The 14,914-nt window shown below is 73.4% G+C and carries 14 protein-coding genes; 9 read left to right on the top strand and 5 right to left on the bottom strand.

Going from position 1 to position 14,914, the window contains the following annotated elements; all coding sequences use genetic code 11:
- Positions 1–25 precede the first annotated feature (25 nt).
- The 4 genes from ACQPYE_RS25465 to ACQPYE_RS25450 all read right to left on the bottom strand — a co-directional run bounded on the left by ACQPYE_RS25465 (position 26) and on the right by ACQPYE_RS25450 (position 5,490).
- Positions 26–2,776, bottom strand: coding sequence for an ATP-binding protein (locus ACQPYE_RS25465; RefSeq protein WP_498714905.1), 2,751 nt, complete (start codon positions 2,774–2,776; stop codon positions 26–28).
- Between the two features lie 213 nt (positions 2,777–2,989).
- Positions 2,990–4,237 carry a cytochrome P450 gene (locus ACQPYE_RS25460; RefSeq protein ID WP_498714904.1) on the bottom strand — a complete coding sequence of 416 codons (1,248 nt, stop codon included), beginning with the start codon at positions 4,235–4,237 and terminating at the stop codon, positions 2,990–2,992.
- A gap of 54 nt (positions 4,238–4,291) precedes the next feature.
- The gene (locus ACQPYE_RS25455) at positions 4,292–4,381 is read right to left on the bottom strand and encodes a hyalucidin A family RiPP precursor (protein WP_498714903.1); all 90 of its coding nucleotides are present in this window, start codon (positions 4,379–4,381) and stop codon (positions 4,292–4,294) included.
- A gap of 2 nt (positions 4,382–4,383) precedes the next feature.
- On the bottom strand, positions 4,384–5,490 hold the full coding sequence (locus tag ACQPYE_RS25450) for a cytochrome P450 (RefSeq protein ID WP_498714902.1): 1,107 nt from the start codon (positions 5,488–5,490) through the stop codon (positions 4,384–4,386).
- Positions 5,491–6,423: 933 nt separating this feature from the next.
- On the opposite strand from ACQPYE_RS25450, the gene ACQPYE_RS25445 reads away from it, so the two are divergent.
- Genes ACQPYE_RS25445 through ACQPYE_RS25410 form a run of 8 tightly spaced genes read left to right on the top strand, consistent with a single transcriptional unit; the run spans position 6,424 to position 13,055 of the window.
- Complete coding sequence (locus tag ACQPYE_RS25445; protein ID WP_498714901.1) at positions 6,424–7,179, top strand: DUF4142 domain-containing protein; 756 nt, start codon at positions 6,424–6,426, stop codon at positions 7,177–7,179.
- On the top strand, positions 7,170–8,012 hold the full coding sequence (locus ACQPYE_RS25440; protein WP_498714900.1) for a 4Fe-4S domain-containing protein: 843 nt from the start codon (positions 7,170–7,172) through the stop codon (positions 8,010–8,012). The genes ACQPYE_RS25445 and ACQPYE_RS25440 overlap by 10 nt, the downstream gene beginning before the upstream one ends.
- On the top strand, positions 8,009–9,256 hold the full coding sequence (locus ACQPYE_RS25435; RefSeq protein ID WP_498714899.1) for an NAD(P)/FAD-dependent oxidoreductase: 1,248 nt from the start codon (positions 8,009–8,011) through the stop codon (positions 9,254–9,256). The genes ACQPYE_RS25440 and ACQPYE_RS25435 overlap by 4 nt, the downstream gene beginning before the upstream one ends.
- 34 nt (positions 9,257–9,290) lie before the next feature.
- The gene (locus ACQPYE_RS25430; protein ID WP_498714898.1) at positions 9,291–9,572 is read left to right on the top strand and encodes a hypothetical protein; all 282 of its coding nucleotides are present in this window, start codon (positions 9,291–9,293) and stop codon (positions 9,570–9,572) included.
- Between the two features lie 29 nt (positions 9,573–9,601).
- Positions 9,602–10,216, top strand: a complete 615-nt coding sequence (locus tag ACQPYE_RS25425) for a DUF742 domain-containing protein (protein ID WP_498714897.1) — start codon at positions 9,602–9,604, stop codon at positions 10,214–10,216.
- Between the two features lie 16 nt (positions 10,217–10,232).
- Positions 10,233–11,960 (top strand): sensor histidine kinase, encoded by a 1,728-nt coding sequence (locus tag ACQPYE_RS25420; protein WP_498714896.1) that lies wholly within the window; start codon positions 10,233–10,235, stop codon positions 11,958–11,960.
- Between the two features lie 23 nt (positions 11,961–11,983).
- A complete protein-coding gene (locus ACQPYE_RS25415) occupies positions 11,984–12,421 on the top strand; it encodes a roadblock/LC7 domain-containing protein (protein ID WP_498722985.1) in 438 nt (145 codons plus the stop codon).
- Between the two features lie 28 nt (positions 12,422–12,449).
- On the top strand, positions 12,450–13,055 hold the full coding sequence (locus ACQPYE_RS25410) for a GTP-binding protein (RefSeq protein ID WP_498714895.1): 606 nt from the start codon (positions 12,450–12,452) through the stop codon (positions 13,053–13,055).
- Positions 13,056–13,119: 64 nt separating this feature from the next.
- On the opposite strand, the gene ACQPYE_RS25405 is transcribed toward ACQPYE_RS25410, so the two are convergent.
- Positions 13,120–13,392: a GlsB/YeaQ/YmgE family stress response membrane protein gene (locus tag ACQPYE_RS25405; protein WP_367129090.1), complete on the bottom strand. Its 273-nt coding sequence runs from the start codon at positions 13,390–13,392 to the stop codon at positions 13,120–13,122.
- 273 nt (positions 13,393–13,665) lie between these two features.
- Here ACQPYE_RS25405 and ACQPYE_RS25400 point away from each other — a divergent pair, with 273 nt between their 5' ends.
- A complete protein-coding gene (locus tag ACQPYE_RS25400) occupies positions 13,666–14,889 on the top strand; it encodes a PP2C family protein-serine/threonine phosphatase (RefSeq protein WP_498714894.1) in 1,224 nt (407 codons plus the stop codon).
- The last annotated feature ends 25 nt before the right edge of the window (positions 14,890–14,914 follow it).

Below are 14,914 nucleotides of genomic sequence, written 5' to 3'. Positions count from 1 at the left end.
AGCCGCGGCGGACCGGCCGCGTCCGTCAGACGACGGTCCCGGCGTGCGCCATCGAGCCGCGCAGCACCACCGCGAGCTCACCGCGTGAGGTCACGCCCAGCTTGGGGAACATCCGCTGGAGGTGGGTGCTCACCGTCCTGGGCGAGACGTAGAGCCGCTCGCCGATCTCCCGGTTCGTCAGCCCCTGCGCGGCGAGCTGGGCGACGTGCAGCTCGGTCGACGTGAGCCGGTCGGCGACGGCCGGGTCCTGGCGGGGGGAGGACGCGCCCGCGGCGCGCAGCTCCTGGCGTGCCCGCTCCGCCCAGGCCGACGCGCCGAGCGCGTCGAAGACCTCGCGCGCGGCTTGCAGGACCGCGCGGGACTCCGCGGGCCGCCGGTGGCGCCGCAGCCACCCGCCCAGGGCGAGGTGCACCCGGGCCCGCTCGAACGGCCAGTCGACGGGAACGGCGTCGAGGGCCGCCCGGTAGCGCGGCTCGGCCTCGTCCGGCGGGCTGAGCAGGGCGCGGGCGAGCCGCAGCCCGCAGAGCAGGGCGGGGGAGGGGGTCGGCTCTTCGAGCGGGGCCAGCTCCTCCACGACGGTCCGCGCCGCCTGCGCGGACTCGCTGCGCACGGCCGCCTCGACCAGCTCGGCGACCCCGTAGAAGCGCAGCCAGGGGTGGAAGGCGGGGTCGGCCGGGTCGAAGACGCGGTGCAGGTGCCCGAAGGCGTCGCCGTAGCGCCCCTGGCAGAGGGCGGTCTGACCGCGGGCCATCTGCACGATGGCCAGCGCCGGGCGCGCGCCGCCGGGGAGGGCGGTGCGCTCCGCCTCCGCTGCCCACGCCTCCGCCCGCGGGTCCCCGCTGACGGCGGCGAGCTGTGCGCGGATGGCGTGCACCATCGCGTGCACCAGGGGCTGACCGGTCTCGCGGGCCAGCTCGGCGGCCTCCTCGGCCGCGAGGTGACCGGCGCGCACGTCACCGAGCCGTGCGGCGCTCCCCGCCTGGACGCAGAGGGCGCGGGCCAGCATCGACAGGCGGCCCTGCGCCCGCAGGGCCGCCAGCGACCTCCCGGTCAGCCGGCCCGCCAGGGCGGGAGCACCCACCGTGACCGCGGCGGCACCCAGGAGCTGGTCCCCCTCGGCGTCCTCGGACGAACGCTCCAGCTGACCGGCCAGGGCGTCGAGGACGGCTCGCCCACCCTCGACCGGCGCGCAGTACGCGCGCAAGGCCACCACGTCGGCGTTGTCCGCGTCCACGGGCATCCGGTCGGCAGCGGCGGCGACCCGTCGGCGGGCGGCGGGCCCCGGCTCTCCCCAGAAGCAGTGCAGGACCGCGCCCCACAGCATGCGCAGCCCCAGCACGGGCTCGCCACCTGCGGCGATGTCGACGGCCAGCTCCGCCAGCCCGGCGGTCGCGGCGCCCTCGCCCTGCGCGGAACCCTCGACCAGGGCGATGCCGACCCAGGCCGCCCGGCCCTGGTCCCGGACCGAGAGGTCCAGCGAGCGCGCCTGGGCCAGCAGGTGCGCCGCGACATCGCTCCGGCCCGACTCCAGGGCGAGCTCGGCCGCGCGCAGCAGCCGGTCCGCGCGAGCGGCCGGGTCCGCGGTCAGCTCCGCCGCACGCCGCAGCGCGGCCAGGGCCGCGGCGACACCACCCCGCCGCAAGGCCCTGCCGGCGGTGGAGTCCAGGTCACGCGCCGCGTGCTCGTCGGGACCGGCGGTGGCGGCGGCGCGGTGCCACGCCTGCCGGTCGGGCTGCCCCTGGAGCTCCGAGGCGAGGGCGGCGTGGGCGGCCTGCCGTTGCGCGGCGGTCGCGGCGTGGTGCATCGCCGAGCGGACGAGCGGGTGCCGGAAGACCATCCCCCACGCCTCCACCAGGCCCGCGGCGACCGCCGGGTCGAGGGCGGCGACGTCGACCGCCGTCCCGAGCATCCGGCCGGCGGCGGCGAGGCACTCGTCCATCGTCCCGTCACCGTTGAGGGCCGCGAGGAGGAGCACCGCCCGGGTGTCGGCGGGAAGGCGGGAGACCCGTGCCGTGAAGGTCCGCTCCAGCCGTTCGGTCAACGGCAGCGGACCGGGCGTGAGGGCGTACGCCCCACCGACCGACTGGAGCGCGACCGGCAGCTCGGTCAACGCCAGCGGGTTCCCGGCCGCCTCCGCCAGCAGCCGCCGCCTGACCTGCTGCCCCAGGTGCGGCGCCACCGCGTCCAGCAGCTCGCCCGACACCTCGTCGGTCAGCGGGTCCAGGGGCAGCACCGGCAGCCCGGCGCCGCCGAGCCGGTCGTCGAGGCCGCGGGTGACGGCCACCAGGGCGAGGGGGTCGGACTCGATCCGCCGCGCGACGAACCCGAGCACGTCGAGGCTGGCCCGGTCCATCCAGTGGGCGTCCTCGACGACCACCAGCAGCGGCACCTTCACCGCCGCGTCCGACAGCAGGGTCAGCGCGGCCAGGCCGACGAGGTAGAGGTCGGGCACGGCCTCGTCGACGAGCCCGACGGCGGCGCGCAGCGCGGCACGCTGCGGCCCGGGCAGGTCGTCGATCCCGTCCCGCAGCCGGTGGACCAGCTGGTGCAGGCCGGCGCAGGGCACGTCCTCCTCCGATTCCACGCCCACCGCCGTGATCACCCGGACCCCGTGGGACGCGGCCCGCGCCGCCGCCTCGGCGACCAGCGCCGACTTGCCGATCCCGGGTGCGCCGAGGACCACCAGCGCGCCACCCGACCCGGAGGCGGCCCGCTCGACCAGGGCAGCCAGCGCGCGACGCTCCGTCTCCCGACCCAGCAGCGCCCGTCGTCGCATGCCTCGCTCCGTCTCCTCCGTGTGAATCCCGCTTGCCCGCGAGGCGCCGCCTCCCCGCCTGACCGGGGACCGGCCCGGGACCGCGATCCGCACAATGGCACACGCGCCGCTCCGAGGAAAAGCGAGGGTTCCTCGGCCTGTCGCCGGGCAGCCCGGTACCCCGCCTCGATCAGATCGATCGCGTCCAGGTGGTCGGCCGCGGGGGTGCCCGCGCTACGCCCCCGCAGTCCCGGAGGGTTCACGCAGGCGCACCCACCCGTCGAAGTCCAGGGGGCGCGGCACGGCCGCCAGGGAGATCCGGGCGGCGTCGGGCGCGCGCAGTTCCAACCGGAACCGGGTGCACAGCAGGTAGGTCAACAGCACCAGCTGGATGCTCCCCAGCCCGGCGCCGACGCACGCGGTGGGCGCCCACCCGAAGGGCACGTAGTAGTGCCCCCCTGGCGGACGGCGGTCCGCACCGGCCGACCACCGGTGCGGGTCGAACGTGTCCGGGTCGGACCAGTGCCGCTCGTCGTGGTTGACCAGGTAGGGGCTCACCAGGTAGTGCCGGCCCACGTCGAGCCGGTTGGCGCGGACGGTCAGGGGAACCCGGGCGCTGCGGGTCATCAGCAGTGGCGCCGACCACATCCGCAGGACTTCCTTCACGAACTGGTGCGCGATAGGCGCGGACCTGGTGCCGGTCCGGTACAGCTGCTCGACGGAACCGGCCGCGAACTCCTCCGCCAGGGTGGCCACCCACTCGGGGCGCTTCGCCAGTTCGTACATCAGACAGCCGGCGACCGCGCCCGGGGGCCCGGCGATCGCGGTCAGGACGGTCGTCACCGCCTCCAACGCCCGGTCCGGGCCGAGGGAGGGCAGCAACTGGTCCACGACGGGCTGCGTGAGGTCGACGTGGGTGCGCCCGCCACGCGCCCGACGGCGGATCTCCTCGCGCACGACCCGTCCGGTGTGCAGCTGGGCGATGACGGCCTGCCACTTCTGCCGGCGGGTCTGACCACCGGGGCCCGCGTCCAGTCGGGTCAGCTTCGCGATCGCGTCGCGACCGAGCCAAGCCTGGCCCGAAGCGGACAGGCCGTCGACCACCACGGGGACCAGGGCGCGGAACACCACCTCGTGTGACAGCCACGCGAAGTCCACGTGCTGGTCGCGGCGGTTGTCCAGGATCGCGGCCATGCGGTCGGCCAGCGCGCGCAGCCGGTCCTCCCCGCTGAGCACCCGCAGCTGGGACAGCCACAGCGAGCGCACCTGCCGCCACGACACGGCCGGGCTGCGGCGGCCTCGGATCCGGTCGACGAACCGGTCGGGCAGTGTCAGGTCGGCGAAGTTCTCGGCGTTGACCCGGCTCGCCGCGTCGGCGTCGAACACCATCAGGAGCCGGTCGCCGTGCCAGAACACCCCGTCGTGCTCGGCGTTGGGGGCACGCAGGTTCGCCAGCAGGTCCGGGTCGTCGCGACCGGTCATCACGCGTCTCCTCAAGATGGGGAGCGTGTGGCCCACGCCCCCCACCCGCGTCGATCAGATGTGGTGGTACACGTACCAGCGGTACTCGGAATCGCTCTTGCGGATGTTGAGCGCTACCAGCGCGGCGTGGATGATCTTGGCCATGGTCACCTCCTCCCACTCGTGCGCAGGGTGAAGTCCGGTGGCGCGAGCGCCGCCGCGACGTGCGGGCGGTGCTGGTGGGCCTCAACCCGCCACCGCTCGGCCGGCGGCAGCACCCGCAGGACGTCCTCCACCAGCTGTGCGGCGAAGCCCGCCGCCACGCAGGTGTGGGCGCCCCAGCCGAACGGGATGAACGCCTCCGCGCCACCCCGCGGCATGCCGGCCGACCACCGCTGCGGGCGGAACTCGTCGGGGTCTGGCCAGAAGCGGCCGTCCCGGTGCACGAGGTAGCTGCACACCACCACCTCGTCGGACGTCGTGACCTCGGCTCCGGCCAGCCGGTGGGGTTCGGCGGGGAAGCGGCCGAAGTTCCAGGCCACCGGCCAGAGCCGCAACGCCTCGCGCACCACGCCGGCCAGGTCGCCGCCCGCTCCGGGTTCGGTGCCCAGCAGGTACACCGACCAGCCCAACAGGAACCCCGTCGAGCCCGTGACCGCGAACAGGAACGACAGGAACACCTCCGCCAGCCGCACCAGCGCGGTGCGGGAGGAGCCGTCCGGCGCGGCGGCGGCCAGGACGTCCAGCAGGTCGCCCGGCGTCCGCACGTCCCGGGCGCGTCGACGGGACAGCTCGGCGATCAGCGCGCGGCGGATCCTGTGCCGCAACACGGCCCGCGACAGCACCGACCGCCGGTCCCGGGCACCGGCCAGCACCGCGTGCCGGACCACCTGGTCGACGAGCCGGCGCAGCTCGCCCTCCGGCGCCAGCACGTCGCGGAAACACCTGTGCAGCAAGAGGTTTCCCGCGTCCGGCCACCGGCTGTCCGGCCCGATCTCCCGCTCGACGGTCGCCGCCAGTCGGTCCGACCGGGCCGCCCAGTGGTCGCGCAGCAGGTTCCTCGCCACCCGGCCGACCTCCTGCTGCGCCGAACGCGGCCCGAAGACGCCCTCGCTGGTCCGGAAGAAGTCCGAGTGCTCCCGGTAACGCGACCCGGTGTTGGCGAGAACGGCTTTCGCCTCGGCCGGTTCGCCCACGTAGAGCACGCCCGGCGCGCGTCGGAAGATCGGCCCGTGACGGGCGCGAAGGTCGTCGAGCGCTTCCAGTTCGTCCACTTGTTCGCCCCGCCCGGCCGGTTTCGCGGACCACAGCAGCTTCGCGCCGCGCGTGCCGCCAGGCAAGCCACCGAATGGCCGGGACTCCGGCGGGAACGCCGGAAACCGTTGCTCCGGCGGTGAATCCCGACCTCGCCGCCGGGAACCGGTGGCTCGGGCGCGGACACCGCGCGTCATGCCACTCCGCTTCGCATACCACCGCCCGCCGGGTGCGCTGACCTCGCTCGTGGCCACCGGGCGGCACGTCGACCGGCGCAGGGGTCAGTCGTCGTTCTTGTCGTCTCCGCGCGCCCGGTGGGAGGCGACCGCACCGGTAGGCCGAGCGCGTCCGCGAACGCTCTCCCCGCCGCCTCGGGCGTCGCACCGGCCGGGAGGCCGTCGAGCCCCACCGCGCCGACGCGGTCGGCGTCGGCGAACAGCGCGGCGACCCGGCGGTCCGCGTGGTCCCGCAACGGGGTCAGTCAACCGAGGCGGAGAGCTCGCGGTCGAGCGAGGTCGCCGAGTTCCCCGAAGCTGGACGGCAACTGTGCGGCGGGTAGGGGTTGCCCGCGCTTCACCCGTGTCACAGCGGCGGATCGCCTTGCCGAGGGGTCCGCTGCTGCGCGTCACGTTCCGCGCGACCGGAAGCGTCCGCAATAGACGGACACGGCGGGCGGACACGGCGGACTCCGCACCGTCGATTCTGCTTCGGTACCAGCACGTGGGTTGGTGGACAAGTCCGCACGGGTGATTCTTCCTCTTCGGGTACGGCGACTACCTGAAGTCCCCGTGGTCGTTCCGCTCCACCGGGTCGGCGTGTTGACTGACGCCGTCGGTCCGCGGTCCCACCAGCCGGGCTCGACCACACCTCAGCCCCAGGACTCCCGGATGAAGGCATCGATGAGCGTTTTCTGGCGTAGTACGCGCGCCGGGCGGCTGTCGCCGGCCGTTCGGTTGGCACTCGTCCTGGCCGTCGCCGGGACGGTCGGGTCGTGCGGTGTCTCGGCGACCGGCGGTTGGCACGACGGCGATCCACCGGGCCGCGGCGTGCGGGAGGAGACGACCGTCGACGCGCCGCACGGCCCGCTGTACCCGGCCGACGTGAAGATGCTCGTGGCGGTCGCCCAAGCGGGCCTGTGGGAGGCGCCGGCGAGCGAGGACGTCGCCCGGCGCAGCACCAACCCGAAGGTACGGGCGGTGGCGGCGCAGCTCGCCGAAGAGCACCACGTGCTGCACCAGGACAACATCGCCGCCGCGGACCGGTTGCAGGTGCGGTTGCCGCAGGCGCCGACCCCGCAGCAGCGGGCGTGGCGGGACGAGATCCGCGCGGCGAGCGGTGACGAGCTCGACCGGGTCTACGTCAACCTGACGAGGGCCGCGCACGGGTCCGTCTACATGGCCATCGCCACGGTCCGGTCCACGACGGAGAACGACGTCGTCCGCTCCTCCGCCGCGATCGCCGAGGACTACGTGTCACGGCACATGGCCCTGCTGGAGAGCACGGGCCTCGCCACGTCCGACGCGCTGGCGGTGCACTCCGGGGCCGACGCGCGGTACCAGGCCCTGCCCGCGCCGGTGGACCTCGTCCTCGGGTTCGTCCTGCTGGTGGCGGTGGGTTCCGGGACCTTGCTGGTGGTCCGGCTCGGCTCGCGGGTGCGGCCCGAAGAGGCCGTCGAGGACGAGGAGACCGAGGAAGGGGCGTGGACGTGATCCCGATGACGAGCCTGGCCGTCGACGTGCTCGCGGCGGGCTACACCGGCAACGACAACGGCGTGCGCAGCGTGGTCGCGCTCTCCGCGCGGCTGTCCTACCTCTCACTGTGCCTGACCCTGTGCTGGGGCGTCTTCACCGCCACCGGCTGGGTCCGCCGCTTCACCGGCCACCACGCGCTGCGCGGCGGGCACTCCATGCTGGCCACCTTCACCCTGGCGACCGCGGCGGTGCACGGGTTCGGGTTCCGGTTCCTGGACGAGCAGCTCGTCGTGGGCTCGCAGGTGGTGGTCCCGTTCCTCAACGGCTACGTCCGGCACGCGCTGGGCATCATCGCCTTCGACCTGATGGTGGCGATCGTCATCACGGCCGGGATGCACCGCGTCTTCCGCTACCGCAACTGGTTGCGGTTCCACCAGACCGCGTACCTGGTGTTCGTGCTCGGCGCCGCGCACGCGTGGTGGGGAGCGTGGGCCAACGGCAACTTCGAGCTGGTGTGGCTCGCCGGTCTCACCGCCTCGGCGCCCGCCGTGACGTTGGCGGTGGTGCGGTTCGTGCCGACGAGGGTGCTGGCCAAGGTCGGGCTCATCGAGGGCGACGCCGTCCGGGCGGCGCCGGTGGACAAGGCGGCCCCGCTCCGGGTGAGCGTCGACAACCAGCGCTGCCACCGCTACGGCTTCTGCCAGACCGAGGCCCCCGACGTCTTCCAGCTCCAGGAGGACGGTCGGCTGGCCTACCGCCAGAGCCCTGACACCACCCGCAACCTGGACGTGCTCTCCGCGGCGCGGTCCTGCCCGATGCGGGCCATCGAAGTCGCCGGGAGGGACGCGTGAACGGATTGCCGAGGATCGTGGTCGTCGGAGCGGGCATCGCGGGTCTGTGCGCCGCCGAACGGCTGCGCGAGCTCGGGTTCGACGGTGAGGTCGTCATCGTCGGCTCCGAGTCGACCATGCCGGTCCACCGCCCGATGCTGTCCAAGCAGTTCCTCACCGGGGAGCTCGCCGCCGCGGACGTGCTGACGACACCGGCCGAGAACCTCGACGCGACCTGGCGGCTGAACACCCCGGTGTCCCAGCTGGACCCGAGCCGGCGGGTTGTGCACCTGCCCGGCGGGGAGGAGCTGGAGTACGACGGGCTGGTCATCGCGAGCGGGGTCGAGCCGCGCAGGCACCCCGGTGGGATGAACGCGCACCCGAGGGTCGTGGTGGTCCGCACCCGCGCGGACACGCGGAAGGTGAAGAACCTGCTCGACCGCTCGCGCGAGCAGGTCGTGGTGATCGGCTCGGGCTTCATCGGGTGCGAGGTCGCGTCGAGCCTGAGGTCCATGGACCGGTCCGTCACGATCGTCGGGCGCACCGGCACGCTGATGAACAACCTCCTCGACAACGACCTGGCGACCCGGCTCACCGAGCTGCACCGGCGCAACAAGGTCCGGCTCGAACTCGGTGTCACCGTGCGGTCCTGGGCCGGTGGGTCCTCCCGCGCGGAGCTGCTGCTGTCCACCGGCCGAACCCTCGGCGCGTCCTGCGTGGTCGTCGCGGTCGGTTCGGTCCCGGCGGTCTCCTGGCTGCGCGACTCCGGCGCCCGACTGGACAACGGCGTCGTGTGCGAGGCGACGTGCCACGTCGAGGGGATGGAGGACGTGGTCGCGGCCGGCGACGTCGCCTCCTGGCCCAACCTGCGGTTCGACGGGAAGCCGCGACGGGTCGAGCACTGGACGAACGCGATCGAGATGGGCCGGGCCGCGGCGGAGAGCCTGCTCAGCGGTCGCGAGTCGGCGACGCCGTTCACCCCCGTTCCCCGGTTCTGGTCCGAACAGCACGGGCTGCGGATCCAGGCCGTCGGGATGCCCTCGGTCGGCGCCGAGCACGTCTCGCTCGACCAGGCGTCCACCTCGCGGCGATCGCTCACCGGCTACCTGCGGGACGGCAAGCTCACCGGCGTCATCGGGTTCGACCGCTCGGTGGCGGTGCTGGACTACGGGAAGAAGCTGCGGGCCGCGTCGTGGCCGGACACCGGCGCGGCCGGTGACCCGCGGCTCCCCGGGCCGCCCTCGCAGCCGCTGTCGCACGTCTAGCCGGCCCGCACACCACCTCCGAAAGGCACAAGCGATGCGACTCAACCCACGGGCGCTCACCGCGGTGCTCGGCCTGCTCGTCGGCGCCGGTGCCGCGGTCGCCGTCGCGCAGTCGCCCAACTTCTCGTCGCTCACCACCGAAGTCACGATCTTCACCTCCGACTCGGAGCACGGGCTGCGCGTCGTCGTCCCGCTGCCGTACCGGGAGCCTCGGCGCACGGTGGTCGCGCCGGTGGGAGCGGAGCGCTTCGACGACGTCTGGCCGGAGTCCGCGCGGGGCATCGGCATGCGCGCGGATCACGGGGCGCACGGGTGATGGCGAGCCGGGAGCGGGGCTCGACCGGGGTGACCGTACCGGCGCGCTTCGGCGGGTGGACCGACTACCGCGAGTGGGCCGAGCACGACTTCCGCGACCGGTCGGCGGCGGAGGAACCCGGTCCGGCGACGGACGCGGCGATCGTGGTCGAGGCGCTGACCGACCTCGTGCCCATCAGAGTCCTGGTGCGGGAGGAGAACGGCGGGTCGCGGCGGTCCTGCCTGGTCCCGTCGAGCGGGGTGGCGGAGCCGGAGTTCGAGCTCGGTCCGGCGCCCGAACTCGGTGACGCGGCGTTGATCCGGCCGTACGTGCGCCCGGCGGAACGTCCCGGCGCCCGAGACGACGACAACCTCGAGTTCGAGACCGTGGTCCAGCTCGCCCGCCCCCTCGTCTCCCTGCCCGCCGGTGGGATGACCGACGACCAGCGGGCGGTGTGCCGGGTGTGCGTGGTGCCGCAGTCGGTCGCCGAGGTCGCGGTCGCCATCTCCGCGCCGCTCGGCCTGACGCGGACGATCGTCGGCGAGTGCATCAAGGGGGACTACCTGCGGGTGCACGAGACGGCGCCCATCGTCAACGGCCTGCCCTCGCTGGACCTGCTCCGACGGGTCTACTCCGGGCTGTCGCAGCTGTCCGACACCCGATGACCAGGACGGAGCAGCCGTGAACACACGCTTGGACGTGAAGATCGCCGCTCTGGCGACGACGCAGCTCGCGGTGGTGGCCCTCGCGGCACTCGCCGACCTCCGGACCGGTGGCTGGGTCCGCGCGGTGGTGGCGGCGCTCGCGGTCGGCGCGGTCGCGCTCCTGGCCGCGGTGGCACTGGACGTGCGACGCCTCCACCGGTCGCGGGCGGTGGTGCGCGAGGAGATCGACGCCTTGGCCGCGGTGCCGTTCGCCGACGTCCTGGCCGGCGCACCCGGTGTACCCGGCGTACCCGGCGGCGAGGACGTCGAGGTCCGGAGCGGTCTTCCCGCGGTGTCGGACGCCGGGCTCGCCCTGCTCGTCCGACGCGTCGAGGAGCTGTGCGCGGCCGTGTCGCGCAGGGACCTGGAGAACGAGGCCGTCCGCGCCGGGTACACCGAGGTGTTCGTCACCATGTTCCGGCGGTCGCAGACGTTGTTGCAGCGCCAACTGGAGGTGATCGAGCGGCTGGAGGGCGGCGACCGGTCGTCCACCGACCTGCACCTGCTGTTCCAGCTCGACCACCTCGTGACGCGGATGCGGCGCAACAACGAGAACGTGCTCGTGCTGGCGGGGACGGAGTTGGTGCGCGCGACCAAGAACCCGGTGCCGATCGAGGCCGTGTTCCGCGCCGCGATGTCCGAGGTGGACAGGTACCAGCGGATCAGGGTGCTGGGCATGCCGTCGGTGCGGATCTCCACCACGGCGGCCGGTGACCTCATCCGGATCGTCGCCGAGCTGCTCGACAACGCGACGGCGTTCAGCCCGCCGGACAAGGAGGTCACGGTCAACGCCGAGCTCGGCAGGCACGGGGGGCTGTCCATCGGCGTGTTCGACAACGGGATCGGCATGTCGGACGAGGACGTCCGCAAGGCGAACGAGCAGCTGGGGAACCTGGGGTCGGCGCAGGTCGCCCGGTCGCGCCGGGTGGGCCTGTTCGTGGTGGGCAGGCTCGCCGGTCGGCACGGGTTCACGGTCGAGCTGTTCGGCGGCGACGAGGTCGAGGGCGTGTCGGCGCTCATCTCGGTGCCCGGCCCGGTGCTGCTGGAAGAGGAAGCGGTGCGCGCGGGCGTGCCCGACCCGGTGGCCGTGAGGACCACCGTCCGGAGGCGGGAGACGAGGCCTGTCCAGGGCGACGACGCGGGCGTCCACCGGGTGTCGTCCTGGTACGGCAAGTCGAAGGCGTGGCGCGCGGAACGGGACAACGCGCTGCGCGGCGCGCGTCGGGAAGCCGCCGAGCGGAGGGGCAAGGAGCACGACGACATCCCGGTGGACCTGCCGATGAGGGTTCCCGGCAGTCGAGGCGCGGCGCCGGCCACCTCGGGTGACCCCGCTGACGGGGGACCGGACGCGCGGGCGGCGTCCCGGTGGTTCAGGGCGCGGGACGGGGAGGCGGGTCCCCGGCCGGACGAGACGGCGGCACCCGTGCCGGCCACGCCCGACGCGCCCCGCCAGGAGACCGTCTACACCGAGGACGGGCTGCCGCTGCGCCGGAAGGGCGCGAACCTCCTGCCGGGAAGCGCGGGCGCCGTCGCGGTCGGCGTGGACCGGCACAAACCGATCGAGCGGAACCCCGCACACCTGCGGCGCAGGTTGTCCAGCTACCAGGTCGGCGTGCGGAAGGCGAAGGAACAAGAGGACCGGATGCGGGGCCGGCGACCACACACAGGCGGTTGGACCGTGCTGGAGAGGGAGACAGGGACATGAGCGGACAGTCGAAGTCGCGGTCGATGACGTACCAGGAGCTCGTCGACAAGTGCTCTTGGCTCATCAACGAGTTCGTGGATCGCGTTCCCGGCGTGGCGCACGGCATCACGGTCTCCGCGGACGGACTGCTCCTCGCCGCCTCCGGCGCGCTGCCGCAGGACCGCGCGGACCAGCTCGCCGCGGTGTCGTCGGGACTGCTGAGCCTCACCGACGGCGCGGCCAGGTGCTTCGAGGCGGGCAACGTCCGGGAGACCATCGTCGAGATGGACGCCGGCACCATGCTGCTGATGGCGATCAGCGACGGCTCGTGCCTGTCGATCCTGGCCGATCCCGGCTACGACATCGGCCAGATCGCCTACGAGATGGCGCTGCTCGTGGACAAGTTCAGCGTCCAGCTGACGCCGGGGGAGCGGGCGGACGACGTGGAGCAGGGCGTCTCCGCCGGTTCCGCGTCCAACTGAGGGACCGAGGAAGGGGAAGGCGACGCAGATGAAGATGGATGATTTCGGTCCCGTGAAGAAGGTCGGCTCGGTCACCTCCACGAAGATCGTGGTGGCGGGCGGGTTCGGCGTGGGCAAGACGACCTTCGTCGGCGCCGTCTCGGACATCCGGCCGCTGACGACCGAGGCGATGATGACCACCGTCAGCAACGAGCTGGACGACACCAGCCGGATCCCGAACAAGGTGGCGACCACGGTGGCGATGGACTTCGGCCGGGTCGCGCTGGGCGACGACCTGCTGCTCTACCTGTTCGGCACACCGGGGCAGGAGCGGTTCTGGTTCATGTGGGACCACCTGGTGCGCGGCGCGCTGGGCGCGGTCGTCCTCGCCGACACCCGGCGCCTCACCGACTCGTTCACCTCGATCGACTTCTTCGAGAACCGCAAGATCCCCTACGCCGTGGGGGTGAACACGTTCGACGGGATCCTGCACCACCCCCTCGAACACGTCCGGCGCGCGTTGGCGATCGACCCGGGCATCCCGGTGCTGCGCTGCGACGCGCGTGATCGCGCCGAGGTGAAGCAGACGCTGCTGCAACTGATCGCCCACGTGATGCGGAAGGTGGAGCAGACCGCCGACCCGGTGACCGTCTGAGGGGCGGACGCGGAGCGGGCCCGCCGGCTGTGTGCCGGCGGGCCCGTGCGCTGTGGTGGGGGTGTCAGCTGTGTGCGCGGTGACCCCGCTTGGTGACGACGTGGTAGATGCCCAGCACGACCAGCGAGCCGAGGATGGCCAGCAGCCAGGTGCTCAGGTCGAAGAAGCTGCCGATGTCGGAGCCGAAGATGGCTCGTCCGATGAAGCCGCCGATGATGGCGCCGACGATGCCGAGCAGCATGGTGATGACGATGCCGCCGGGGTCCTTGCCGGGCATGATCGCCTTCGCGATGGCGCCGGCGATGAGGCCCAGAACGATCCAACCCAGGATGCCCACTGCGGTCTTCCTTGTCCTCGTGCCACGCCGTCTTCCTGACGCGGCGTGATCGTTACAGAGACGGGGTTGCCCAACTCGCACCGATTTCACACCTCCGGAGAGCCATCTCACGTGTCCGGTAGTCCGTGCCGGCGCCCGGTGGCGGGTGCGGCCCGACTCACCGCACCGCCCCTCCGGGTACCCTGTCCCGACCGACACCAACTCACTGGCATCCGTCACGCGCTCGCGTTGTCCGCTCGGTGTGCGTGATCAAGACGTGGATGGGATCGACGGATGGATGACGTGAGTGCCCCGGGGGCACGGCTGAGGGTGTTGGAAGCGGTCACCGACGGCGCGCTGCGCGAACTCGACCTGGACAAGGTGTTCGAGGTGCTCCTGGCGCAGGTGCGCGAGCTGTTCGCGGTGGACACCGCCACCATCCTGCTGACCGACGCGGACGGCGGGCAGTTGGTGGCCAGGGCGGCTTCCGGCCTGGAGGAAGAGGTCTTCCAGGGCGTCCGGGTGCCGGTGGGCGCCGGTTTCGCCGGGCAGGTGGCGAAGCGCCGGGAACCGGTGCAGCTCACCCACGTCGACGAGTCCACCGTGGTCAACCCCCTGTTGTGGCAACGAGGCCTGCGGACCCTGCTGGGCGTGCCGATGGTCGCCCAGGGAGACCTGACCGGGGTGCTGCACGTCGGCAGCACCACGCCCCGCCGGTTCACCGACGAGGAGGTCGAGCTGCTGCGGCTGGTGGCCGACCGGCTGGCGATGGCCGCGCACGTGCACCGGTCGCGCTCGGAGCGCGCCGCCGCCGCGACGTTGCAGGACAGCCTCCTGCCCGGGCACCTGCCCGCCACGGACGGCTGGGAGATGGCCGCCCGCTACGTCCCCGGCACCGACAGCGGCGTCGGCGGTGACTGGTACGACGTGTTCACCCTCCCCGGCGGGCGCATCGGCCTGGTGATCGGCGACGTGGTGGGCAACGGGCTGCCCGCCGCGATCGTCATGGGACGGCTGCGCAGCGCGCTGCGCGCCTACGCCCTGGAGTTCGCCGACCCGGCGGAGGTGCTCGGCAAGCTCGACCGCAAGGCCAGCCACTTCGAGGCCCACGCCATGGCCACGGTCGCCTACGCCGTCATCGACCTGACGACCTCGCGGATGGAGCTCGTCCTGGCCGGCCACCTGCCGCCGGCGCTCGCCGTGCCGGGACGGGAGACGGCCTTCGTCGAGGCCGCGCTCGGTCCGCCGATCGGCTACCGACTCGGCGTCACCGGCCGCCGGGGCACCCGGGTCGACCTGCCGCCCGGCGCGCTGGTCGCCCTGTTCACCGACGGCCTGGTGGAGCGCCGCGGGCAGGACCTGGACGACCGGCTGGACAGCCTCCGCCGGGCCGTGACCCCGGTCACACCGGACGCGGCCTGCACCCGGATCATGACCACGCTGGTGGGTGACCGACCCGCCACCGACGACATCGCCCTGCTGGTCATCCGGCACACCCCGACCGCCGACCCGTCCTGACCGGGATCCGCCACCTGACCTGCTC

Origin of the sequence: Actinosynnema sp. CA-299493, from assembly GCF_050946825.1 — a bacterium.
Lineage (GTDB): Bacteria > Actinomycetota > Actinomycetes > Mycobacteriales > Pseudonocardiaceae > Actinosynnema.
The sequence above is the reverse complement of the archived record's forward strand: the minus strand, read 5'-3'. Positions and strand labels throughout refer to the sequence as shown.